The sequence below is a fragment of the Pseudodesulfovibrio cashew genome (assembly GCF_009762795.1).
GTDB classification, from domain to species: domain Bacteria; phylum Desulfobacterota; class Desulfovibrionia; order Desulfovibrionales; family Desulfovibrionaceae; genus Pseudodesulfovibrio; species Pseudodesulfovibrio cashew.
This window is the reverse complement of sequence record NZ_CP046400.1, coordinates 847377-868672: the sequence shown is the minus strand read 5'-3', so window position 1 is coordinate 868672 and position 21296 is coordinate 847377. Positions and strand designations below refer to the sequence as shown.

Genomic DNA, 21296 nt, shown 5'->3' with positions numbered 1-21296 from the left:
GGGGCGTGGTTATTCTACTCGCTCCAGTATGTCGTGCTTGAGGGACCAGAGCAGATGATTTGTAACGACGTTTGCGTCGAGGCTGGGCTCGACCCGCATAAGCTTCCCCATCAGTGTCCTACTGTCAATGGGTTTGCGGGCGAGAAAAACCAGTTTTCTGGCGATCTCCGGATCAATGGTCATGGTCATGCCGGAATAGAGGGTGGGAAAATCCTTGCCGCGGTAGAAGGCGTCGCCCGTGCGTCCGGCCTTGAGTACCGTGTCCGGGCCGAGGACGCGGCTGGTGTAGTGGCCGAAAAGGCGTCCGTAGGGCATGTCCATGGGATGATCGGTTTCCCGCAGAGCGTCCGCGTCGGTGGGGTGAGCCCACAGGTCGTTCCAGAGGGCGAGGTACTGCTCGATGACCGTGGCCCAGGAGAAGCGTTTCTCCACCCGCGTCCGGGCGGCCCTGCCCATGTCGCGGCGAAGGGCCGGCGAGGCGATGAGCCTTCCCAGCGCCTCGGCCAGGGCCGGAATCTCCACGGCGGTGCGCTGGGAGAGCAGCAGGTGGTACTGGTTGTCGAAGAGCAGCGGGGCCAGTTCGTCCACGTCCGGGGTGGCGTCCGGCCCCACGGTCGGCACCAGCAGTCCGGTCTCTCCGGGGACCACGATGTCGCGGTAGCCGTCGTACTCCGAGGCCACGCAGGGCAGGCCGAAGGCCCCGGCCTCGGCCAGGGTGATGCCGAAGGTCTCCTGGGGATTGTCCGCGATGGAGACGAAGATGTCGGCGGACCGGAACAGGGCCGTCTTTTCCGCTTCCGTGGGACGCAGCGCCACGGTCAGGCCGACGCCCACGTTGGCCACATAGTCCTTGAGCGTTGGCAGGAAATCGTCGTTATCGTCGCCCCATCCCGCCAGCACCAGTTCCACCGAGGTCGGGTCCAGACCGTCCGAGACCAGTCGGTGCAGGGCGCGCACCAGGGGCAGCAGGTCCATCTTTGAATGATGGGAGATACGCCCGAAGACCAGCAGTCGCACAGGCCCACCGTCCGTCCGGTTCTCGCCGGGCGTGAGCGCGTCCGTGTCCACGCCGAGAGGGACGTGCGCCAGGGTCGGGGCCGGGGTCTCCGGGGGCAGGTCGAAGGACTCGCGCAGCCAGCAGAACAGGTTCTCCACCACCCGTCTTCCCGGGCCCGAGGAGCAGACGATGGCGTCCCTGCCCGTGGCCCCGGGCCAGAGGTGACGCAGGAATGGGGCGCCGTAGTTGGCGTAGCTCAGGGAGTGGATAGTGCCCGTGACCGGAAAGATCTCCCGGCTGTGCCGGTTGCGCAGCCGGGCCAGGGCGGGCTGTGTGGTGATGCAGTCCGAGAGGTGAAAGCAGTGGTAGTCTGTCTCCTCCAGCCGGGAGGGCAGCTCCCTCCGGTCGAAATACCGGCAGCGGGCCGTACCCGGCAATCCTGTCCCTTCCAGGTGGCGGCGCAGGGAATCGGTCTGGCCTCTGTCTGCCAGGAAGAAATGATATTCGGCGAACGGATCCCGCTCAAGCAGGGCGTGCAGAAAGCGGACATTGGCCACCCTGCGGCCCAGCACCGGGCCTGGCTCGAAAAAGGGGTCCAGGGTTCCCCAGATGCGCTTTGTTTCGGACATACCTAGGTCAACACCGCAACGGGCCGTTTTGTCAATGGGTTTGGCGGAAAACGGACGGTACATTTTGCCGGGTCGGATAGGCCGTTTAGATGAATGGTCAAAAAAAATGGTTCGTGATTCAGAGTAACTGGGAAGGATTATCGCTTGTATCGCCTCGCATCTGCAGCATTGGCCTCCATCTTGCTCATCATCCCAGTGGACACAAGGAAGTGTCATCTTTTTGACTCTCTGAGGAGCCGCAACCATGCGAAAGAAGACTATACAGCGGGGCAAACGGCCCGAACTCATGTGGGGCCTGGGATTGAGCGACGAACTCAAGCTCCAGGTGGAAACAGGCGTGGGTCCCGGATTTTACGTCCGCAACTTTCCTGCCGGGGCATTCTCCTGGCCCGATGCCGACACGGACGGTGAACAGCCTGCCATGGCCTGGATTCCGTGGTCGGTCTGGTCCGCCATGCCGGAGCATCAACGGGAAGAATGCCGCAGCCGTGAGGAGACCCAGCGTATCCTGATCCAGGACCAGGGAGAAAAAGACCTGGAAATGGAACAGGTTCTGGCCGACGGCTTCCTGACCGTGGTCCGCACGCCCCTGACCCGGCCCAAGGTTCAGGACGCGGTCTTCCGCGCCAGGGAAGTAAAGAGCATGTACTCGGACATCTACCGGATGACCGAGGAGATCCTGCTCGAGCGGGAACTGCTTGCACGCAAGACCGACCAACTCCTGTTCCTGAACAAGATCCTGGCCTCGGCTACCGAGAGCCTGGACCCGGCCGTGATCCTGCTCAACGCCAAGGAGACCCTGAGCCTGCTCCTGCCCATCAAGCAGTTGCATGCCGCTTTCTGGACCCGTCAGCAGGAGTCCGATGTGGCCGACGTGGAAATCTTTCTCAACGGGGCCATGCCCCCTGAAACCGAGTCCCTGTGGGTGGAGAGGCTTATGGCCGCCGCAACCGACATGGGCGGCGGGTCGGTCAACAGCTTCCAGGTGGTCCACGCCGAGTCCCTCAGGCGACCCGAGTATTCCCAGACCCCGGCGGACGGGCGGCTGGTGACCATGCCCCTGAGCGCCGGGCAGGACACCTTCGGCTGTCTCATGCTCCTGTGCGAGTCCTCCTATCGTCTCGGCAAGGACCAGGTGGAAACCTTCCGTTCCGCCATCACTCACCTCGGCCTGGCCCTGCGTAACGGCATGACCTTCAAGGAAGTGAAGCTGCGCGCCGACCGCGACGGCCTGACCCGCATCTACAATCGCCACTCCTTCGAGGAGCGGCTGATCTACGAGATCAAGCGTCGCCGCCGCTACAACCACGATCTTTCCCTGCTCATGGTCGACCTCGACCACTTCAAGCAGGTCAACGACACCTACGGCCACAAGGCGGGCGATATGGTCCTGCGCAAGGTGGGTGAAATCCTGACCACCACTTTCCGCACCACCGACCTGCCCGCCAGATACGGCGGCGAAGAGTTCGTCGTGCTCCTGCCTCACACCGCCGAGCGGGACGCCTGGACCCTGGCCGAGCGCGTACGCGAAGCCATCCAGACGTGCAGCTTCCATTTCGACGGCCACGACTTCACGGTCACGGCCTCCATCGGCGTGGCCAGCGTGGAGGGCGGTGCCCTGTCCAAGGATGAGGACCTGATCCTCAAGGCGGACAAGGCGCTCTATGAAGCCAAGCACAACGGCCGCAACATGGTGGTCATCTCCAAGCCCAAGGAGACCCGCGCCGCGCTGCACTAGGCGGAGATATCCTGACGGAATCACCCGGGGGCTGCGTTTTTCGCGGCCCCCGTTTTTTTCCCCGAGGCAAACCCATGTTGCCAATCTTCCGTAATTTCGGCACTGTCAGCCCATCATGTCAGTGATCATTCGAAAAAGCCTGCTGGAGCTCCTTTTTTCCGGCGCCTTCATGAAGCGGTGGAACGACAAGCTCCGCCCCATGGAGCTGGTCGAGGTCGACAAGCAGGCGCACAAGATGATCGTGGCCTGGTTGTTGTTCCTGCTCAATTCGGGCGACATGGAGGTGGCGCGGAAGCGCGCACTCGGCGAGGCCATCGTCGAGGGCGGCCTCTTCGACTACCTCTACCGGCTGGTCATCACCGACATCAAGCCGCCGGTGTTCTATCGGATCAAGGAGAACCCGGAGGATTACCGGACGCTTACCAACTGGGTCCTGAATGAGCTGCGCCCACGGATCATGCCCCTGGGGCAGGAGTTCATGGACCGCATGGGCGAGTACCTCATGCAGCCCGAGGACAAGGGGCTAGCCCGGCGCATCCTGCACGCCGCGCACCTCTACGCCAGCTACTCGGAGTTCAAGCTGCTCAAGTCCATCAACCGTATGGACCACGAGCTGACAGAGATCGAGGCCAGCTTTGTGGACCGGCTGGAGGCCATGCGCGACCTTAACGGGGTCGGCGAACTCCTGGACGAGGACAACAACGTGCTCGGACGCTTTGCCCGCATGTGCGGCAGGCTGCGTTTCCAGAAGCGGTGGTCCCAGACCCCGCGCGTGCCCGAGACCTCGGTGCTGGGGCACATGTTCATCGTGGCAGCCTATTCCTGGTTTTTCAGCACCGAAGTGGGGGCCTGCCGCGCCCGCCGCCAGAACAATTTCTTTTCCGGGCTGTTCCACGACCTGCCCGAGCTGCTCACCCGGGACATCATCTCCCCGGTCAAGGGCGCGTCGCGCGAGATTGCCGATCTGATCCACGAATATGAAATCCGGGAACTCAACCGGGTTGTCCTCGCCCCCCTCAAGGAGGGCGGCTACGCGGAGATCGCGGACCGCCTGGAATATTTTCTCGGCCTGGAGGTTGGCAGCGAGTTCAAGGCCACTTTCATGCGGGACGGCGAGGTGCTCGAGGCCTCCGAGGAGCAGCTCTGCGGCGAGGCCAACCGGGATTCCCTGGACCCCAAGGACGGACCGCTGCTCAAGGTCTGCGATTCCCTGGCCGCCTACATCGAGGCCCACACCGCCCTGAAGAACGGCATCTCGTCCGACCAGCTGCACCACGCCCTCTACCGCATCCGCATGCGCTACAACGAGACCCCGGTCATCGCGGGTGTGCAGGTCAGCGCGCTCCTTGCCGACTTTGATTGATCCCCGGTAACTCGGCAACACTATCACTCCTGCCGCTATATCCCGTACCCAACAGTAAACACCCCTTGTAAAGTCTGATTACAGGGTGTATACGGATTCCAATTTGTTCACACGAATTCGGTCTTAATCCGTGCGAGTTGCCGGATGATGGCCGAACCAGCGAGGGGAAGGGCTCATGCATATTTCGGAAGGAGTGTTGTCCGGGCCGGTGTTGCTGGCCGGGGCGGCCTTGACCGTGACCGGCACTGCCATCGGGCTGAAAAAGATCGATTATGACCGGATCATGACCGTGGCCATCCTGTCGGCGGCGTTTTTCGTGGCTTCGCTGGTGCATGTGCCCATCGGCGTGTCCAACGCGCACCTGATCCTCAACGGTCTGCTCGGGGTCATTCTGGGCTGGGCCGCGTTTCCCTCCATCCTGGTGGGGCTGGTGTTGCAGGCGGTTTTGTTCCAGTACGGCGGTCTGACCGTGCTCGGGGTCAACTGCTTCAACATGGCCGCGCCCGCCGTGCTCTGCCATTTCGTGTTCAGGCCCCTGCTGAGCCGGGGGACCGGTAGCCGTTTCGCCGCCGCCTTTGCCTGCGGATTCTGCGCCATGCTCTTCAGCGCGCTGCTCACTGCCGGCTCCTTGGCCCTGTCCGGCGACGCGTTCATAGGCGCGGCCCAGGCCCTGTTGGCCGCGCACCTGCCCATCATGGTCGTGGAAGGCGTGATCACCGGTTTCGCCTATACGTTCCTGGCCCGGGTCAAGCCGGAAACCGTGGCCGTATCCTCCAACTGACGCAAGGACTCCTCATGCAACGACTCATTCTCGCAACTTGTCTGGCCCTGGCCGCGACCCTGGTGCTGGCCGCAGCCTCCCACGCCCACAAGGTCAATATCTTTGCTTACGTTGACGGAGACACCGTGGTTTCGGACTCCGGGTACAGTCGCACCAAGCGGGTCCAGGGCGGTACCGTCGAGGTGCTGGACGCGGCCACCGGCCAGGTGCTTCTGACCGGCACGACCGACAAGGACGGCCTCTTTGCGTTCCCCATTCCGGCCAAGGCCAGGGAAGGGCACATGGACCTGCTCCTGCGGCTCAAGGCCGGAGAGGGCCACCAGACCGAGTGGACCGTGAAGTATGCCGAGTACGGCAGCGCGGACGCGGCCCCTTCCGCGATTGAAGCGGCCGAGCCGGTCGAGGCGGCCCCGGCCAAGGTGGCGGCTCCGATGTCCGGCGGGGTCGGCGTGGCCGAGGTCGAGGCCGTGGTGCGCAAGGAACTGGCTCCGGTCAAGCGCATGCTGGCCGACATGAATCAGAGCGGTCCCACTGTCTCGGACATCATGGCGGGCATCGGCTATATCTTCGGCCTGTTCGGCGTTGCCGCATATATGAAGAGCCGGAAATCCAGCTAATTCAGACCGGAATCATCCATTTTTTCTTTTTGGCCGCGTCAGTTGTCGCGGCCTTTTTTTTGTGCTAATTTCCCTCCCAAACGAATCGTTTTTCATGAATGGAAAAGGATTAGTCTATTTAAGGAGTTGTGGCAGGGCTTCCCGTCAAGACTCCCGGTGCGGCGGAGAAACGGCAGTGTCGTTTTCCTACCGTTTTACGGGGGTTCCCTGTTTTTGGGGCGGGCTGGACTGTCCGGCTTCCCGGTTCATCCGGTGGGAGCGAGATGCTCCGTGCCATGAACCTGCGTGACGGTGGAAGGCCCGGGAACGTATCCCGGAGTGGTGGTGCTGAGCCTGTCGAGGGCGGATTATGTGGCGGGTTCCGGCTCAAGAGGCGTTTTTTTCTTTGAACGATTACCATCGGAGAGGAGATGCGACTGACGACGAGAAGCCGATACGGCACCAGGATGGCCGTCGATATCGCCCAACACAGCGGTGAGGGCCTGGTTCGCATCCAGGACATCGCCGACCGCCAGGGGGTCTCGGTCAAGTACCTGGAAAAATTGATACGCAAGCTCAAGCAGGCGGGATACATCCGCAGCAAGCGCGGACCCCGGGGCGGACACGCCCTGGCCGTTCCGCCTTCCGAGATCCGCATGGGCGACATGGTCCGGGTCCTGGAGGGAGATGATTCCCTGGTGGAGTGCCGGAGCGAGAGCGACCAGTGCTCCCGCCTGGACGTCTGCCTCACCCGGCGGCTCTGGCTGGAGGCCGCCGATGCCATGTACGACCGGCTGAATACCTTCACCCTGGCAGATATGCTGGCGGATGCGGAGGAGTGCCGTACTTCGGACTCCATCCCCATGCTTATGGACTAGCTGTTTACGATACGTCCGGACGGCGCGGCTGCGCGCCGTCCGGGCCATTTTGCCCGGTCCTTTTACCGTCACTTCCTGCGTATCCCTTCAGCGGGCTGATGTTCAAACGCTTGTTTGATCCGGCGATTCCGTGTATGCTCTGTACCTGCGGCATTCCAACAAGGGAGTTTCTCATGGTTTTTGGTCTGCGCGATCCCCTCAGCGGCCTGACCCACCTCATCGGTGCGGTCCTGGCAGTTTTTGCCACGATCTTTCTCGTCCTGCGCGCGGTGAGTCCGGCCATGCCCTGGCACATCGTGACCTTCTCCATTTTCGGCGGGGCCATGATCCTGCTCTACACCGCGTCCACCCTGTACCACTGGCTGCCCGTGTCCGAGCGGGGGGTCCGCCTGCTGCGGCGCGTGGATCACTCCATGATCTTCTTCTACATCGCGGCCACCTACACGCCCATCTGCCTTATCCCCCTGCGCGGTCCGTGGGGGTGGTCCCTGTTCGGGGTCGTCTGGGGGCTGGCTCTGGCGGGCATCGGCATGAAGGTCTTCTGGCTGCACGCGCCGCGCTGGCTTTCCACCGCCGTGTACCTGGCCATGGGCTGGCTGGTGCTGGTCGGAATCTACCCCCTCTGCCTCGCCCTGTCCGTCCCTGCCCTGGTCTGGCTGGTGGCCGGAGGCGTGGTCTACTCCCTGGGCGCGGTCATCTACGCCTTCAAGTGGCCCGATCCCCTGCCCAGGCGTTTCGGCTTCCATGAGATCTTCCACCTCTTCGTCATTGGCGGCTCCGCCTGCCACTTTGTGGTCATGTACTGCTTCATCTGATCGGGCGGGCCAGGAGACGCTCCTGGCTGTTACAAAAGGAAAAGGGCGCTGTCCTCATGGACAACGCCCTTGTTTTTTGTGGGTGCGAGAGCGCTATCCGCGCTGTTTTCTGATGGCCAGGCGAATGCAGAACGCCGCGCCGCCCCAGGTTACGCCGAGTCCGAGAATCATCATGACGATGGCGGAAGTGGTCATGGGTGCCTCCTTAATCGTTTTGCGCGAAGCCGTAGGCGGCCTGCCGCTTGTTCAGAGCGAGGGAAAGGACAAAGGCCACGGGCAGCAGGGACCAGCCAAGGGTGACCAGGTCGGTGGTCGCGTAATCGCCGTAGGGCTTGCCGAGGTCCGTGACCACATTCATGACGAAGGAGTAGCCGAGCACGCCCACGGTCACGAGCTTGAGGCAGAGCTTCCACGCGTTGCCCACGGAAAAGTCCGAGGAGGCGTTCACGTGCTTTTGGATGTCTTCCAGTCCCACAATCCAGCTCATCAGGAGGATTTCGGCCAGGGCGAGGCCCAGGATGCAGAGGTTGTTGATGAAGTGGTCCACGATGTCGAGGATGAGCAACCCGCCGCCGGTGGTGAATATCACCGTGGCGAGGAAGCCGAAGCCGCAGACCAGGGTGGCGGTCCGCTTTCGGCTGATGCCGAACTTGTCGATGAACGACGAGCTGACCGCCTCCACGATGGAGATGTGGGAGCTGACCCCCGCCATGGTCAGGCAGAGGAAGAAGAGGGTCCCCACGAAGACCGGGGCCGGCATGGTGTTGATGGCCGCCGGGATGGTGATGAAGGCGAGGCCTACACCGGCTCCGGCCACGTCGGAGACGGCCTGGCCCGTGGCGTGGGCCATGTTGCCGAGCACCGAGAAGATCATGACGCCCGCCAGCAGGGAGAATCCGCAGTTGATGAACACGGTCATGGCCGCGTTGTTGTTGATGTCCGCGTCCTTGGGCAGATAGCTGGAGTAGGCGAGCATGATGGAGAATCCGATGGACAGGGAGAAGAAGATCTGACCGTAGGCGTCGGCCCAGACCGTGAAGTCGGTCAGCTTGGAGAAGTCGGGCCTGAACAGGAAGTCGAGGCCGGTCATGGCTCCGGGCAGGGTGACCACGCGGGCGATGAGCACCAGCACCAGCAGGAACAGGGTCGGGATGAGAATCTTGCAGGCGCGCTCGATGCCCTTGCGCACGCCCGAGGTGATGGCCAGCCAGGTGACGCCCCAGGCCAGGGTGCAGGCCCCGAGGATGGACCAGCGGATGCCGCCCAGCTCGAATGGAGAGCCGGTCAGGCCAAGGTAGTCGCCGAAGAAGAAGGCCTTGGGATCGGAGCCCCAGGCCTGGTTCAGCGCGAACCCGGTATAGTTGATGGTCCAGCCGATGACAGCCACGTAATAGATGGAGATGACCAGGGCCACCACCACCTGCATCCAGCCGAGAAACTCCCGGCCGGAGCCGAGACGCCGGAACACCTTGGGCGCGGAGCCCCTGTATTTGTGCCCCATGCCGAACTCGAGGATCATGAAGGGGATGCCTGCGGTGAGCAGGGCAAAGATGTAGGGAATGAGGAAGGCGCCGCCGCCGTTCTCGTAGGCCATGTAGGGAAAACGCCAGATATTTCCCAGCCCGATGGCGGAGCCGACCGCGGCCAGGACGAAGCCCGTGCGTGAGCCCCATTGTTCTCGTTGAGCCATTATGCTTCACCTGTGTGGTTTGAAAGTCCGTTCCGCCCGGCAGCGGAAATGAATACGGGCGCAATGGAAAAGATTCCGCGTCGCCCTCAGGAGAAATAAGAAAAAACGACAAAAATTGTTGATTTTTTCGAATTTTCCCCTGTTTTTCTCAAAAAAGTGAGAATCGTGTATGCAAAAAAGTGGGTTTTGTCCACCGCTCGCACCGTGAACGACAGGGGGGAAGGAACGCTTCGCCAGAAAGAGTGTTGGCAAAGTCCATTTCGGAAGGCTGTCGGGAGAGGTTCATAAGCGTGAAGCAAAAAGTTCAGACTCTCGTGTAACATAAGTACGCGAGGGCCTGAACTTTTCACAGCAACGCTGCAATCATGCCTGTTCTCAGCGGAGTGAAAGGGTGCCGTAGCCCCTTGCTGAAAAATGGCGGCGGGGCTATACAACCGACATTGTCTGAATGCCCGTAAAGATATTCATATGAAATTTGTGGAGTGACCCATGAGCAAGTTCCTGTTCGTCCTGTCCCGTGGCCCCGAAGATCCCACCCGCGCCGTGCGCTGTTTCCAGTTTGCCAAGATCGCCGCCGAAAAAGGGCACGATGTGACCGTCTTCCTGGTAGACGATGCCGTGTATTTCGCCAACCTCGGGTTGACCGAGCGGATCAAGTGTCCCACCGGCGACGAAATGCTGCCGTATCTCCAGACAATCCAGGAGAAGGGCAAAATCCTGGTCTGCAAGCCGTGCGCGGCCACCCGCATGCTCGGCGAGGACGACCTTCCCGCGGGATTCGAGATCAGCACCGGCATGGTTCTCATCGATCTGGCCGAGGAGGCCAAGGTCTTTTCTTTCTAGGATTCCGGCGGTCCGAAAAAACGGCGGCGCACCTGCTGCCGTCTTTGTTTTGCTGATAGCCCTGGTCTGCCTGGCAGGTAGGCACCGTTCCCCTGGCGGGCCGCTTTACCATGTTCATTTCACGGGGGTTGGAATAATAACGAAAAACAGCCCGGAGGAGTCTCCACCGGGCTGTTTTTCCTGGCATTTAACGGAATCAGAAGGTGATGATCGTATACCCTCTGTCCATGTAGGCGGCCATGGAGGGATGGCCGGACATATCGTCGAGCAGCGGCAGGCCCGACGCCTTGACCGCGTCGAGGGCTCCCAGCTTGGCCGAGCACGCCTTGCACACGCCGTCGATGAGTCCGGCCTCCTTGGCCTTGACGTAGAGCGCGTGCAGGGGGCAGCTCTCCTGCTCCAGTTCCTGGACCAGCTTGACCGCCGCGCCCTCGATGACGATGGTGGCCTCCTTGCCCTTTTCCCTCATGTCCAGGGCGTTGAGCAGGACATGGATGAAACACATCAATTCTCCATTGAAAACATACAGACAGAACACGGTGTACCTCTTGGAAGAGTTGGGGGTGAAGGCTCCCCGGCCGCCCGGGGAGCCTGAATAACTAGTCGTCGAAGGCCATCTGGACCTTCCATTCCTTCCAGACCTTGCCCACAAGATCGGGGCCGGGGCGGAGCACGGGCTTGCCCGGTTTCCATCCCGAGGGAGTTGCCTGGGTTCCCTTGGATTCGCGCACCAACTGGAATGCCTGGATCTGGCGCAGGGTTTCCGCCACATTGCGGCCCACCGGCGGGGTCAGGACCTCATAGGCCTGGACCACGCCGTCCGGGTCGATGAGGAAGCGGCCACGGACATCCACGCCCGCCGCGCCGTCGTACACGCCGTACAGCTTGCCGACGTTGCCGCCGCCGTCAGACAGCATGGGGAAGGGCACCGCGCCCTTGGTGATCATCTTCGAAAGCTCCTCCTCGACCCAGATCTTGTGGACGAACATGGAGTCGGTGGACATGGAGAATACCTGCACGTCGAGCTTTTCGAATTCGGCATACTTCTCTGCGACCGCAGAGATTTCGGTTGCTCAAACAAAGGTGAAATCACCTGGATAAAAGCACAGAACCACCCATTTGCCAACGTACTCGGACAATTTGACTGCGCCGAACCCGCCGTTGATGAAGCCGGGAGCGGTGAAGTCGGGGGCCTTTTGGCCGATGCGGACCCTGGGGCCCTGTTCCACGGGTCTGGGCGCGGCCTGGGAGGCCTCCGCCGGAGGGGCTTCGCTTACGACGCTCTTGGGGCGCTCGCAGGAAACACTGGTTTCTTCTGGCATGACAATCTCCTTTGGTCATGGTTGCTGATGCGCTAGTGGGAATGATTCCCAGTTCATCAGTTGACTACATGAGCAGATGAATTTTGGGAAGGGGTGGAAGAAGAATAAGGGGATGAGGGCGATGTTTTTTTAGACAGTTATAGAGTGTTTCTATTGTTGCTATAGAATAAATAATAGATAATTCCAGCTTGTGACAAAGTATACCTTAATGGTGTTATTTTTTGATTCTGCAATTCCAATGATTTTATTGAAAGCGCAATATATCATTGCACCTCAATGCAACAAAAGGCACATTATGAATATGTGGAGGTGTATATGAACCAAGAATTTTACAAAGAGTTGCTTGATTCTCTTACGGACGGTGTCTATTTCGTCAACCTTGAGAAGCAGGTTACCTTTTGGAACAAAGCGGCAGAGCGGCTCAGCGGATACACTGCCAAGGAGATCGTTGGGAAAAGCTGCGCAGATAATATCCTTCGTCATGTAGATGACGAGGGCGTTCAGCTTTGTCTTCACGGATGTCCTTTGGCTGCGACGATGGAAGATGGTGATTTGAGAGAAGCCCACGTGTATATGCACCACAAATTCGGCCATAGGGTGCCCATTTTCGTGCGCACCTCTCCCATGCGTGATGAATCGGGCAAGATAGTCGGTGCAGTGGAAGTCTTTACCGATAACAGCAAGAATCTCGATATAATCAAAGAAATGGAAAGCCTTCGGAAAGAAGTTCTCACCGACCAGCTCACAGGTATCGGGAATCGGCGATATGCAGACATCACTCTGGATAGGCTTGATTCGTCCATGCGCGATAGCGGCGTTCCCTTTGGGGTTGTGTTCGCAGACATCGACCATTTCAAGGAAATCAACGACAGGTGGGGCCATCGTGTTGGCGATCAGGTCATTGCCATGGTTGCAAAAACTCTGAAAACCGTTCTCAGACCTCTAGACGTGGCCTGTCGCTGGGGCGGCGAAGAGTTTGTAATCCTGATCCCGAACATTACCCATGACGGTCTTGTTGTCGTGACCGAGCGACTCAGGATGCTTGTTGCAGAATCCTGGGTTGATTATGAAAATGCAAGGATAGCGGTGACGGCCTCTTTCGGAGGGGCAATTTCCAAGGAAGGAGAGTTGGCCATGGCTGTGGTCGACAGGGCAGACAGGCAACTTTACCTCAGTAAGGAGGCAGGACGAGACTGTGTCCATATCGCTGGGGAAAATATTTCATCGCGATAAATCTGGCCTTTCCGATGATTTCGGCCCCTCAAAGCATGGGATGCCAAAAGATTGAAAACCTGCCCTGCTCCTGGCGTTTATCCTCTTCTCCTCGCCCGGGCTTATGCCCGGAATACCAAAAAAAAGACCCCATGCCTGTGCATGAGGTCCATTCTTTGTCTGGTCGGGGCGAAGAGATTTGAACTCCCGGCATCCTGCTCCCAAAGCAGGCGCGCTACCAGACTGCGCCACGCCCCGTCAGATTCGTGAGGATTGCCACCGGTTGCGTTGCTGCGAACCGTCCGGACCCTTGCGTATTGAGATACGCGGCGGTCCCGGCCGCTTCTTGCGCCTTGCCGGATGACAATCCTCACGAATCTGAGAGATCGGAAGGTGCCACCGGCTGCGTTGCTGCGAACCGTCCGGACCCTTGCGTATTAAGATACGCGGCGGTCCCGGTCGCTTCTTGCGCCTTGCCGGATGCCAATCCTCACGAATCTGAAAGATCGGAGGGTGCCACCGGCTGTGTTGCTGCGAACCTCTTGGGCCCTTGCGTATTGGGATACGCGGCGGTCCCGGCTGTTTCTTGCGCCTTGCCGGATGTCAATCCTCACGAATCTGAATTGATCCGGGGTGCCTCCGGTCGTCGGCGCTGGTTCGCTTTCGGCAATCGTCACGAAAGGTCCGCATACCTACTGAAAAAGGGCTCCCTTGGCAAGTGCGGGTCAGCCCATGTTCACTCCGGCGATGGGTTCGCCGCAGTGGTCGCACTTGCCGTCCGTCACCTCGATACGGCCCGCGGCGAAGCCGGTGCGGTCGATGATCTGCCTGCCGCAGCCGGGACAGTCCGTGTGCTGGCGGTCCATGCCGGGCATGTTGCCTATGTACACGTACTTGAGTCCCTTGGCCTTGCCCATGTCGAAGGCGCGGCCCAGGGAGTCTCCGCCGGTGACCGGGACGTCGCCCATCTTGTAGTTCGGGTGGAAGCGGGAGATGTGCCACGGCGTGTCCGGGCCGATCTCCTTGGCCAGGAAGTCGGTGAGCTGCTCCAGCTCCTCGGGCGAGTCGTTCCTGCCTGGGATGAGCAGGGTGGTGATCTCCAGCCACCAGCCGAGCTGATGCTTGATGTGTTTGAGGTTTTCCAGGATCGGCTTGAGCCTGGCTCCGCTGAGTTCCTCGTAGAAGGTCTCGGTGAACGCCTTCAGGTCCACGTTGATGGCGTCGATGTGCGGGGCGAGCTCGTCCAGGCACTCCCGGCTCATGAACCCGTTGGAGACCATGATGTTCTTCAGGCCGCGCTTGTGGGCCAGGATGGCGGTGTCCTGCATCAGCTCGAAAAAGATGGTTGGTTCGGAGTAGGTGTAGGAGATGGAGGACGCCTCCAGGCGGACGGCTTCGTCCACCAGCTCCTCGGGCGTGAAGTTCCGGCCTTCGATGGCCCCGCCCTCGCGCGGGGGCTGGGAGAGCGTCCAGTTCTGGCAGAAGGAGCAGCGGAAGTTGCATCCCATGGTGGCGAAGGAATAGGTGCGCGTGCCGGGCTGGAAGTGGTAGAGCGGTTTCTTTTCCACCGGGTCCAGGTTCAGGGCTGCGATCTTGCCGTAGTTGAGGGCGTACAGGGTCCCGTCCCGGTTTTCTCGCACGCCGCACCGTCCCCGCTCCCCGGGCTTGATCGCGCAGTAGTGGTTGCACAACCGGCATTGCACCGAACCTTCCTTGAGGGGTTTCCAAAGGCGCGCTTCGATCATGTCAAACCTCCTGGCTGCCGTTGGCCCGCCTCTCGCGGGCGACTGGGCCGGCTAGTCCGAACTCCAGTCCACGTTGGGGTCCACGGTGATGATCACCTTGTCGTACCAGTCCACCTCTTCCTGCTTCTTGTGCTTGGTGCGGATGGTGGTGTCCCCGTTTTCGTCCTTGCCGAAGGTGGTCCGCTTGGAGTCGCCCTCGGCGGGTTCGGTGCCGAAGACGTTGTTTTGCCGGTTCTTGGCCGTGTCCTTGTTCTTGAATTTTGCCGCCCCCGCCGGGGAGAGCGTCAAAATGACGACCGTCGCCGCAAGGACAAGCATCGTGCCGAAATAGCGCATGGTTACCTCCGTGGGGGCGTGCGCGCCCCTATTAACCTATGTATACCCTGGTGCCGGTCATGGCAATGCAATTGGCGAGCCGGGCAAGTCTCTACTTGAACTTGGGCCATCAAACACATATAGAGCTTTCAGCGCACGCCCGGCAGGTTTCCGGACAAGGGCGGGCGAAACAGTTTTTTCAGGGAGAGACAGATGAGCGAGAGCGCCAAACGTTCCCAGGCATACACCGCGGCAGGAGTGGACATCGAGGCGGGCAACCGTTTTGTCAGCCGGATCAAGGACATGGTCAAATCCACGTTCACTCCGGGCGTGGCCACCGACATCGGCGGCTTCGGCGGCCTGTTCAAGCCCGAGATCTCAGGCATGGAGGCTCCCATGCTCGTGGCCGGCGCCGACGGCGTGGGCACCAAGCTCAAGCTCGCCTTCATGTTCGACCGGCACGACACCGTGGGCATCGACCTGGTGGCCATGTCCGTCAACGACGTGCTGGTTCAGGGCGCGAAGCCCCTCTTCTTCCTCGATTATTTTGCCACGGGCAAGCTGGAATCCGGCGTGGCCGAGCAGGTCGTCTCCGGCGTCTGCGAGGGCTGCCGCCAGTCCGACTGCGCCCTGCTGGGCGGCGAGACCGCCGAGATGCCCGGCTTCTATCCCGACGGCGAGTACGACCTCTCCGGGTTCGCCGTGGGTATGGTCGACACGCCCAAACTGGTCACCGGCAAGTCCGTGTCCGAGGGCGACGTACTCATCGGCCTGGCCTCCTCGGGCGCGCATTCCAACGGCTGGTCCCTCATCCGCAAGCTCTACTCCGAATCCGGACTCAAGGCGGACGACACCTTCCCCGGCACCGACAAGACTGTGGCCGAGGTGCTCATCGAGCCCACCAAACTCTATGTGCGGCCCGTGCTGGAAGTCATGGAGAATGTGGAGATCAAGGGCATGGTCCACGTCACCGGCGGCGGCTTCTATGACAACATTCCCCGCATCCTGCCCGAGGGCGTGGCCGCGCGAATCGAGTTCGGCACCTGGCCCATGCTCCCCATCTTCGACTGGCTCCAGGCCCAGGGCGGCCTGTCCTGGCCCGAGATGCTCCAGATTTTCAACTGCGGCATCGGCTACATCCTCATTCTGGACGCCGACAGCGCGGACAAGGCCATGGACCTGCTGGACTCCATGGACGGCGTGGAGGCCTACCGCATCGGCGAGATCGTGGACGGCGCAAACGCCGGAGAGCGGTGCGAGGTTATTTTCCCCTAGCGACCGTTGTGTTCCCGGGGAACGGCCTTCGTTCTCCGGCAGCCCCCGGCGAGCATTGCATCGCCCCCTCTTGACCGGGGGGCGATGATGTTTTATCGGTTTCCTTGTCGCCCCGTTGAGACACCGATTGCAGGGGCGCGGTCCCTCCTAGTGACGCCGCGCGATCTGCATCTTTTTTTTATATTTTTTTCGACAGACTCAAGAGAGGTAACCCCATGGATCGCATCCCCATTTCCAAACAGGGACACGACAAGCTCAAGCAGGAGCTCGAGGATCTCAAGGCCCAGCGTCCTGCCATTATCCAGGCCATCAAGGAAGCCCGCGAAGAAGGTGACCTGAGTGAAAACGCCGGGTACGACGCCGCCCGCGAGCGCCAGGGCATGCTCGAAGCCCGCATTACCTACATCAACTCGCGCATGCCGCTGTTCGACGTCTTCGACCTGGACAACCTCAAGGGTGACCAGGCCACCTTTGGAGCCACCGTGGTGGTCGAGGATATCGACACCGAGGAGACCCGCAAGTTCCTGCTGCTCGGCCCGGATGACGCGGACCACAAGAAGGGCTCCATTTCCGTCCTTTCGCCCATGGGCCTGGCCCTGCTGGGCAAGGAGGAAGGCGACGAGGTCGTGGTGGACGCTCCGCGTGGCAAGATCGAGTACGAGATCGTCTCCGTCGAGTTTCTCGGCGTTGCCGGCCTGAACGGATAAGAAAATCATTGTTTCACAACCGATAGCGTGTATTCTGGCCCCATAGTAAACCTGTGGGGCCTTTGCATGCTTTTGGAACCAATCGACATCTCCGGCAGCTTCGACACCCGTGTCTCCGCGCGTGGGTATTGTGCCCGCTGCAAGCGCGAGCACACCATGGTGGTGGGCTATGCCGGTCGGTTCGCCGACAGGCTGTTGCACACCCTGACCGAGAAGGGGCGCATCGACCTGGAGGTCCCGGACGGCGAGGCCGATCCCCGCTTCTCAACCGACTATCTCTACGGCGAGGCCAGGGGGCAGATGTTCGGCGTGCTCGTGGTGCGCGGCATGGACGGCAGGCCCGGCCTGCTCAAGGCCTTCTCCGGGCAGTACAACGGTGTATGGGAGGTGGACGGCTGGGTGCCTCCCCTGGTGGACATGGATCGGTTTCATGCCGTGAACACGGGCGTGGAGCGGTTCATCAAGCGCCTCGGAAGGCAGATCGACGAGGCTCCGGCCGGTTCGCCGGAGCGGGAGGCCCTTGTCGCACGACGGCGGGCCGTATCCAGAGCTCTCATGCGCGATATCCATAATCTTTACATGATCCCCAACCTGTGCGGCGAGCTGATCTCCCTGCGGGAAGCCGTTGTCGGACAGGGCGGCATCCCCACGGGAATGGGCGACTGTTGCGGTCCCAAGCTCCTGGGCTATGCGGCCCGCCACTCCCTGACGCCGCTGGGCCTGGCCGAGTTCTACGTTGGGCGGGAGAACCGCTCCGGCACCCGGCGTCACGGCGGCATGTACGCGGCCTGTCACGAGAAATGCGCCCGCATCATGGGGTACATGCTTTGCGAGGAGTGCGGCGCGTGAACCTTCCTGACGGACTGACCGTGGTCTACGAAGACCGCCACATCGTCGTGGTGGACAAACCGAGCGGCCTGCTTTCGGTGCCGGGGAAGGGCGAAGCCAACCAGGACTGCGTCGTCAGCCGGGTCAAGGCCCTGCATCCCGAATCCATTGACCAGCCCTCGGTGCACCGGCTGGACCAGGACACCTCCGGGCTGCTGGTCCTGGCCCTGACCGAAGCCGCCCACCGCACCCTTTCCATGCAGTTCATGGACAAGCTGGTGGGCAAACGCTACATCGCCCTGCTCGACGGGGTGGTGGAGCTTGACGCGGGCGTCATCGAACTTTCCTTTCGGCTGGACCCGGACAACCGGCCCTACCAGGTCTACGACCCCGAGCGGGGCAAGTCCGGCACCACGCGCTGGCGCAAGCTGGGCGTCGAAAACGGCCGGACCCGGGTGGAGTTCATGCCGCTGACTGGCCGCACCCACCAACTCCGTCTCCACGCTTCCCATCCCAAGGGACTGGGCGTCCCCATCGTGGGCGACCGGCTCTACGGCACAGGCACCGGCCCTGGCCAGCTCAAGCTGCACGCCTGGACCCTGCGCTTCCGCCATCCCGAGACGCGCAAGCCCATGGAGTTCACCTCGCCGCCTCCGTTTTAGGGGGTGGAGCCCTCTCGACCTCCTTGGTGCGGCAGGGGTGGAATCATACGTGCCATGGCAAGAAAAGGGGGCGTCTACGGCCCCGGCCAAGACAGGGTTCATTTCTGCCTCGGCAACACAGCCAGCTGTCATTCCGAGCAAACAAAGCGGGCGATTGCCGACTCGATCGAAATCCGATGCCCCCTCCTCCGATGCAGTTGGAGCCTTTATTCACTCTCCGGGTTGGCGAAAGTGGCATTTCAGGGGACGCCACTTCGGGCTGAAATGCCGTCCGGGATGGCAAAAACAGGCAATTTTTCCTTTTTTTGTGAGCGATATTCCCATTAATGTCATTATTATATTCAATAAAATTAGTATGTTGTAAAAACATACAAAAAAGTTTTCAAATTTGTTATCGCAAACTGCAAGAATTGGGGTCTCAAACTACATTTTCGTATGATTTCCTCTTCTCCGGGAAAGGTGCAAAAGTATAGTCGACTGAGATATCTTGATTTTTATTGTTTGGCATATAACTTGGTAGGGGGGAGCGCTAGACACCTAAGGGTCAGGCGCCCTTTTTTTTATCCGGATGTGCCGGAAATCCATTTCTTATTGCCTGAAGGAGATTTTACATGAGCGGATACCAGACTCGTCAGAACGCCATCAACGCGGTGACCAACTACACCCCTACCGTGAAACCCCTGAATTTCGCCGAGACCACCCCCACGGAAGTCTTTGGTGCCAACGTCTTCAATGACGCTGTCATGAAGTCCATGCTGCCCAAGGACGTCTACAAGTCCCTGATGAAGACCAAGAAGTCCGGCGAGAAGCTGGACCCCGCCGTGGCCGGACCTGTTGCCGCCGCCATGAAGGAATGGGCCATCTCCAAGGGCGCGACTCACTACACCCACGTTTTCTACCCGCTGACCGGCCTGACCGCCGAGAAGCACGACGGCTTCCTGTCCCCCGACGGTGAGGGCGGCGCCATCGCCGAACTCGAGGCCAAGCTGCTCATCCAGGGCGAGCCGGACGCTTCCTCCTTCCCCTCCGGCGGCCTGCGCGCCACCTTCGAAGCCCGCGGCTACACCGCCTGGGACGTGACCAACCCGGCTTACATCCTGGAAAACCCCAACGGCACCTTCCTGTGCATCCCCACCGCCTTCGTTTCCTGGAAAGGTCATGCACTGGACAAGAAGACCCCGCTGCTGCGCGCCAACCAGGCCCTGAACAAGGCCGGCCAGCGCTTCTTGAAGCTGTTCGGTGACGATTCCGGCGACATGGTCGTTTCCAACGCCGGTCCCGAGCAGGAATACTTCCTGGTCGATCGCAACTTCTTCTTCGCCCGCCCCGACCTGATGGTCTGCGGCCGCACCCTGTTCGGCGCCAAGCCGGCCAAGGGCCAGGAGCTGGACGACCACTACTTCGGCGCCATCCCGCGCCGCGTGCTCGCCTTCATGATGGAAGTCGAGCGTGAGCTGTACAAGCTGGGCGTCCCGGTCAAGACCCGTCACAACGAAGTGGCCCCCGGTCAGTTCGAGATCGCTCCGGTTTACGAGCAGTCCAACCTGGCCACCGACCACAACCAGATGGTCATGACCACCCTGAAGTCCGTCGCCAAGAAATACGGCATGGCCTGCCTGCTGCACGAAAAGCCGTTCGCCGGCATCAACGGCTCGGGCAAGCACCTGAACTACTCCATCTCTTCCGCTTCCCAGGGCTCCCTGTACTCCCCCGGCGCAACTCCGGCCGAGAACATGCAGTTCCTGGCCGTCACCGCCGCGACCATCCGCGCCGTGGAGAAATTCGCTCCGCTGCTTCGCGCCGTGGTCGCCTCCGCTGGTAACGACCATCGCCTGGGCGCCAACGAGGCCCCGCCGGCCATCATCTCCATCTTCCTCGGTGAAGAGCTGGCCGAGATCTTCAACCAGATCGAACTGGGCGACCTCAAGGGCTGCGACGCCAAGGGCTGCCTGGAGCTGGGTGTCGACACCCTGCCCGCCCTGCCCATGGATTCCGGCGACCGTAACCGCACCTCTCCGTTCGCCTTCACCGGCAACCGTTTCGAGTTCCGCGCGGTCGGTTCCAACCAGTCCATCGCCGGCGCTCAGGTCGCACTGAACACCATCATCTCCGAGTCCCTGGACTTCGTCGCCGACGAGATCGAAGCCCTGACCAAGAAGGGCACCGCGCTGAACGAAGCCACCCAGAAGGTCATCCAGGAGATCATGAAGAAGCACGGCCACGTGGTCTTCAACGGCGACGGTTACGCCGACGCCTGGCAGGTCGAAGCCGCCAAGCGCGGTCTGGCCAACCTCAAGACCACTCCCGAAGCCCTGCCCATGATCACCGGCGAGGAAGTCGTCAAGGTCTTCGAGAAGTACAGCGTCCTGTCCAAGGACGAGCTGCACGCCCGCTGCGAAGTCTACCACGAGCAGTACAACCAGCACATCCAGACCGAGTCCCTGCTGGTGGTGAAGATCGCCAAGACCATCATCCTGCCCGCCGCCATCCGCTACCAGGGCGAACTGGCCGCAACCGCCGCCTCCATCAAGGCCGCCGGCATCGAGCCCCGCACCACCCTGCTCCAGCAGGTCACTGACATGCTGCGTGATCTCCAGGACAACATCGTCGCCCTGGAAGGCGTGATCGCCGACACCGACGACTCCTCCGTGGAAGCCGAAGCCGCCTACAAGACCACCAAGACCCTGCCCGCCATGCTGGCCGTCCGCGAAGTCGCCGACGCCCTGGAAGGCATCGTCGCTGATGATCTGTGGCCGCTCCCGAGCTACCAGGAGATGCTGTTCATCAAATAAGTATAGATCAGACAGCTGCACAGGGGCTCCGCGCATACCGCGCGGGGCCCTTTTTTTGTGCATTCCGAATAGTATTAGGATGGAATGGAAGAATTCCTTGCGGTTTGT

General features: G+C 61.0%; 20 protein-coding genes and 1 tRNA gene. 13 read left to right on the top strand and 8 right to left on the bottom strand.

Annotated features, from left to right (window positions below; all coding sequences use genetic code 11):
* Positions 1-9: 9 nt before the first annotated feature.
* Positions 10-1626: a glycosyltransferase family 4 protein gene (locus GM415_RS03850; RefSeq protein ID WP_158946513.1), complete on the bottom strand. Its 1617-nt coding sequence runs from the start codon at positions 1624-1626 to the stop codon at positions 10-12.
* A gap of 244 nt (positions 1627-1870) precedes the next feature.
* Between GM415_RS03850 and GM415_RS03845 the strand changes: the two genes are divergently transcribed.
* The 6 genes from GM415_RS03845 to trhA all read left to right on the top strand — a co-directional run bounded on the left by GM415_RS03845 (position 1871) and on the right by trhA (position 7797).
* Entirely contained in the window at positions 1871-3364 is a 1494-nt protein-coding gene (locus GM415_RS03845) for a GGDEF domain-containing protein (protein WP_158946512.1), read from the top strand.
* Between the two features lie 115 nt (positions 3365-3479).
* Positions 3480-4727: an HD domain-containing protein gene (locus tag GM415_RS03840; RefSeq protein ID WP_158946511.1), complete on the top strand. Its 1248-nt coding sequence runs from the start codon at positions 3480-3482 to the stop codon at positions 4725-4727.
* A 175-nt stretch (positions 4728-4902) separates the two neighbouring features.
* The gene (cbiM, locus tag GM415_RS03835) at positions 4903-5508 is read left to right on the top strand and encodes a cobalt transporter CbiM (protein ID WP_158946510.1); all 606 of its coding nucleotides are present in this window, start codon (positions 4903-4905) and stop codon (positions 5506-5508) included.
* Between the two features lie 14 nt (positions 5509-5522).
* The gene (locus GM415_RS03830) at positions 5523-6125 is read left to right on the top strand and encodes a hypothetical protein (protein WP_158946509.1); all 603 of its coding nucleotides are present in this window, start codon (positions 5523-5525) and stop codon (positions 6123-6125) included.
* 410 nt (positions 6126-6535) lie between these two features.
* Positions 6536-6982, top strand: coding sequence for an RrF2 family transcriptional regulator (locus GM415_RS03825; protein WP_158946508.1), 447 nt, complete (start codon positions 6536-6538; stop codon positions 6980-6982).
* 173 nt (positions 6983-7155) lie between these two features.
* Positions 7156-7797 carry a PAQR family membrane homeostasis protein TrhA gene (gene trhA / locus GM415_RS03820; RefSeq protein WP_158946507.1) on the top strand — a complete coding sequence of 214 codons (642 nt, stop codon included), beginning with the start codon at positions 7156-7158 and terminating at the stop codon, positions 7795-7797.
* Between the two features lie 93 nt (positions 7798-7890).
* On the opposite strand, the gene GM415_RS03815 is transcribed toward trhA, so the two are convergent.
* On the bottom strand, positions 7891-7992 hold the full coding sequence (locus GM415_RS03815) for a MetS family NSS transporter small subunit (protein ID WP_158946506.1): 102 nt from the start codon (positions 7990-7992) through the stop codon (positions 7891-7893).
* 10 nt (positions 7993-8002) lie between these two features.
* The gene (locus GM415_RS03810; RefSeq protein ID WP_158946505.1) at positions 8003-9487 is read right to left on the bottom strand and encodes a sodium-dependent transporter; all 1485 of its coding nucleotides are present in this window, start codon (positions 9485-9487) and stop codon (positions 8003-8005) included.
* A 489-nt stretch (positions 9488-9976) separates the two neighbouring features.
* Here GM415_RS03810 and GM415_RS03805 point away from each other — a divergent pair, with 489 nt between their 5' ends.
* Positions 9977-10330, top strand: coding sequence for a DsrE family protein (locus tag GM415_RS03805; protein ID WP_158946504.1), 354 nt, complete (start codon positions 9977-9979; stop codon positions 10328-10330).
* 196 nt (positions 10331-10526) lie between these two features.
* Here the strand turns inward: GM415_RS03805 and GM415_RS03800 are convergent, their stop codons facing one another.
* Both GM415_RS03800 and prxU read right to left on the bottom strand, forming a co-directional pair.
* A complete protein-coding gene (locus tag GM415_RS03800) occupies positions 10527-10835 on the bottom strand; it encodes a DsrE family protein (protein ID WP_158946503.1) in 309 nt (102 codons plus the stop codon).
* A 94-nt stretch (positions 10836-10929) separates the two neighbouring features.
* Positions 10930-11652 (bottom strand): thioredoxin-dependent peroxiredoxin, encoded by a 723-nt coding sequence (prxU, locus tag GM415_RS18035; protein ID WP_242012342.1) that lies wholly within the window; start codon positions 11650-11652, stop codon positions 10930-10932.
* 315 nt (positions 11653-11967) lie between these two features.
* Between prxU and GM415_RS03785 the strand changes: the two genes are divergently transcribed.
* A complete protein-coding gene (locus GM415_RS03785; protein ID WP_158946500.1) occupies positions 11968-12885 on the top strand; it encodes a sensor domain-containing diguanylate cyclase in 918 nt (305 codons plus the stop codon).
* Positions 12886-13045: 160 nt separating this feature from the next.
* On the opposite strand, the gene GM415_RS03780 is transcribed toward GM415_RS03785, so the two are convergent.
* The 3 genes from GM415_RS03780 to GM415_RS03770 form a co-directional block, all read right to left on the bottom strand.
* Positions 13046-13122, bottom strand: a tRNA-Pro gene (locus GM415_RS03780).
* Between the two features lie 467 nt (positions 13123-13589).
* Positions 13590-14609: an AmmeMemoRadiSam system radical SAM enzyme gene (gene amrS, locus GM415_RS03775; protein WP_158946499.1), complete on the bottom strand. Its 1020-nt coding sequence runs from the start codon at positions 14607-14609 to the stop codon at positions 13590-13592.
* A 51-nt stretch (positions 14610-14660) separates the two neighbouring features.
* Positions 14661-14945: a hypothetical protein gene (locus tag GM415_RS03770; RefSeq protein WP_158946498.1), complete on the bottom strand. Its 285-nt coding sequence runs from the start codon at positions 14943-14945 to the stop codon at positions 14661-14663.
* Between the two features lie 192 nt (positions 14946-15137).
* Here GM415_RS03770 and purM point away from each other — a divergent pair, with 192 nt between their 5' ends.
* The 5 genes from purM to GM415_RS03745 all read left to right on the top strand — a co-directional run bounded on the left by purM (position 15138) and on the right by GM415_RS03745 (position 21188).
* Entirely contained in the window at positions 15138-16199 is a 1062-nt protein-coding gene (gene purM / locus GM415_RS03765) for a phosphoribosylformylglycinamidine cyclo-ligase (RefSeq protein WP_158946497.1), read from the top strand.
* A gap of 215 nt (positions 16200-16414) precedes the next feature.
* Positions 16415-16906: a transcription elongation factor GreA gene (greA, locus tag GM415_RS03760; RefSeq protein ID WP_158946496.1), complete on the top strand. Its 492-nt coding sequence runs from the start codon at positions 16415-16417 to the stop codon at positions 16904-16906.
* A gap of 66 nt (positions 16907-16972) precedes the next feature.
* Positions 16973-17755, top strand: coding sequence for a hypothetical protein (locus GM415_RS03755; protein WP_158946495.1), 783 nt, complete (start codon positions 16973-16975; stop codon positions 17753-17755).
* Positions 17752-18396, top strand: coding sequence for an RluA family pseudouridine synthase (locus GM415_RS03750; protein WP_242012341.1), 645 nt, complete (start codon positions 17752-17754; stop codon positions 18394-18396). Before GM415_RS03755 ends, GM415_RS03750 begins: the two co-directional genes overlap by 4 nt.
* 611 nt (positions 18397-19007) lie before the next feature.
* Complete coding sequence (locus GM415_RS03745; RefSeq protein WP_158946493.1) at positions 19008-21188, top strand: glutamine synthetase III family protein; 2181 nt, start codon at positions 19008-19010, stop codon at positions 21186-21188.
* Positions 21189-21296: the final 108 nt, after the last annotated feature.

Coding starts and splice junctions, on each gene's coding strand:
- GM415_RS03800 (WP_158946503.1), bottom strand. CDS start 10,835: ATGTGTTTCATCCATGTCCTGCTCAACGCCCTGGACATGAGGGAAAAG.
- GM415_RS03755 (WP_158946495.1), top strand. CDS start 16,973: ATGCTTTTGGAACCAATCGACATCTCCGGCAGCTTCGACACCCGTGTC.
- GM415_RS03830 (WP_158946509.1), top strand. CDS start 5,523: ATGCAACGACTCATTCTCGCAACTTGTCTGGCCCTGGCCGCGACCCTG.
- GM415_RS03770 (WP_158946498.1), bottom strand. CDS start 14,945: ATGCGCTATTTCGGCACGATGCTTGTCCTTGCGGCGACGGTCGTCATT.
- GM415_RS03815 (WP_158946506.1), bottom strand. CDS start 7,992: ATGACCACTTCCGCCATCGTCATGATGATTCTCGGACTCGGCGTAACC.
- GM415_RS03810 (WP_158946505.1), bottom strand. CDS start 9,487: ATGGCTCAACGAGAACAATGGGGCTCACGCACGGGCTTCGTCCTGGCC.
- GM415_RS03785 (WP_158946500.1), top strand. CDS start 11,968: ATGAACCAAGAATTTTACAAAGAGTTGCTTGATTCTCTTACGGACGGT.
- GM415_RS03850 (WP_158946513.1), bottom strand. CDS start 1,626: ATGTCCGAAACAAAGCGCATCTGGGGAACCCTGGACCCCTTTTTCGAG.
- GM415_RS03840 (WP_158946511.1), top strand. CDS start 3,480: ATGTCAGTGATCATTCGAAAAAGCCTGCTGGAGCTCCTTTTTTCCGGC.
- amrS (WP_158946499.1), bottom strand. CDS start 14,609: ATGATCGAAGCGCGCCTTTGGAAACCCCTCAAGGAAGGTTCGGTGCAA.
- purM (WP_158946497.1), top strand. CDS start 15,138: ATGAGCGAGAGCGCCAAACGTTCCCAGGCATACACCGCGGCAGGAGTG.
- GM415_RS03845 (WP_158946512.1), top strand. CDS start 1,871: ATGCGAAAGAAGACTATACAGCGGGGCAAACGGCCCGAACTCATGTGG.
- cbiM (WP_158946510.1), top strand. CDS start 4,903: ATGCATATTTCGGAAGGAGTGTTGTCCGGGCCGGTGTTGCTGGCCGGG.
- GM415_RS03745 (WP_158946493.1), top strand. CDS start 19,008: ATGAGCGGATACCAGACTCGTCAGAACGCCATCAACGCGGTGACCAAC.
- GM415_RS03805 (WP_158946504.1), top strand. CDS start 9,977: ATGAGCAAGTTCCTGTTCGTCCTGTCCCGTGGCCCCGAAGATCCCACC.
- GM415_RS03825 (WP_158946508.1), top strand. CDS start 6,536: ATGCGACTGACGACGAGAAGCCGATACGGCACCAGGATGGCCGTCGAT.
- greA (WP_158946496.1), top strand. CDS start 16,415: ATGGATCGCATCCCCATTTCCAAACAGGGACACGACAAGCTCAAGCAG.
- trhA (WP_158946507.1), top strand. CDS start 7,156: ATGGTTTTTGGTCTGCGCGATCCCCTCAGCGGCCTGACCCACCTCATC.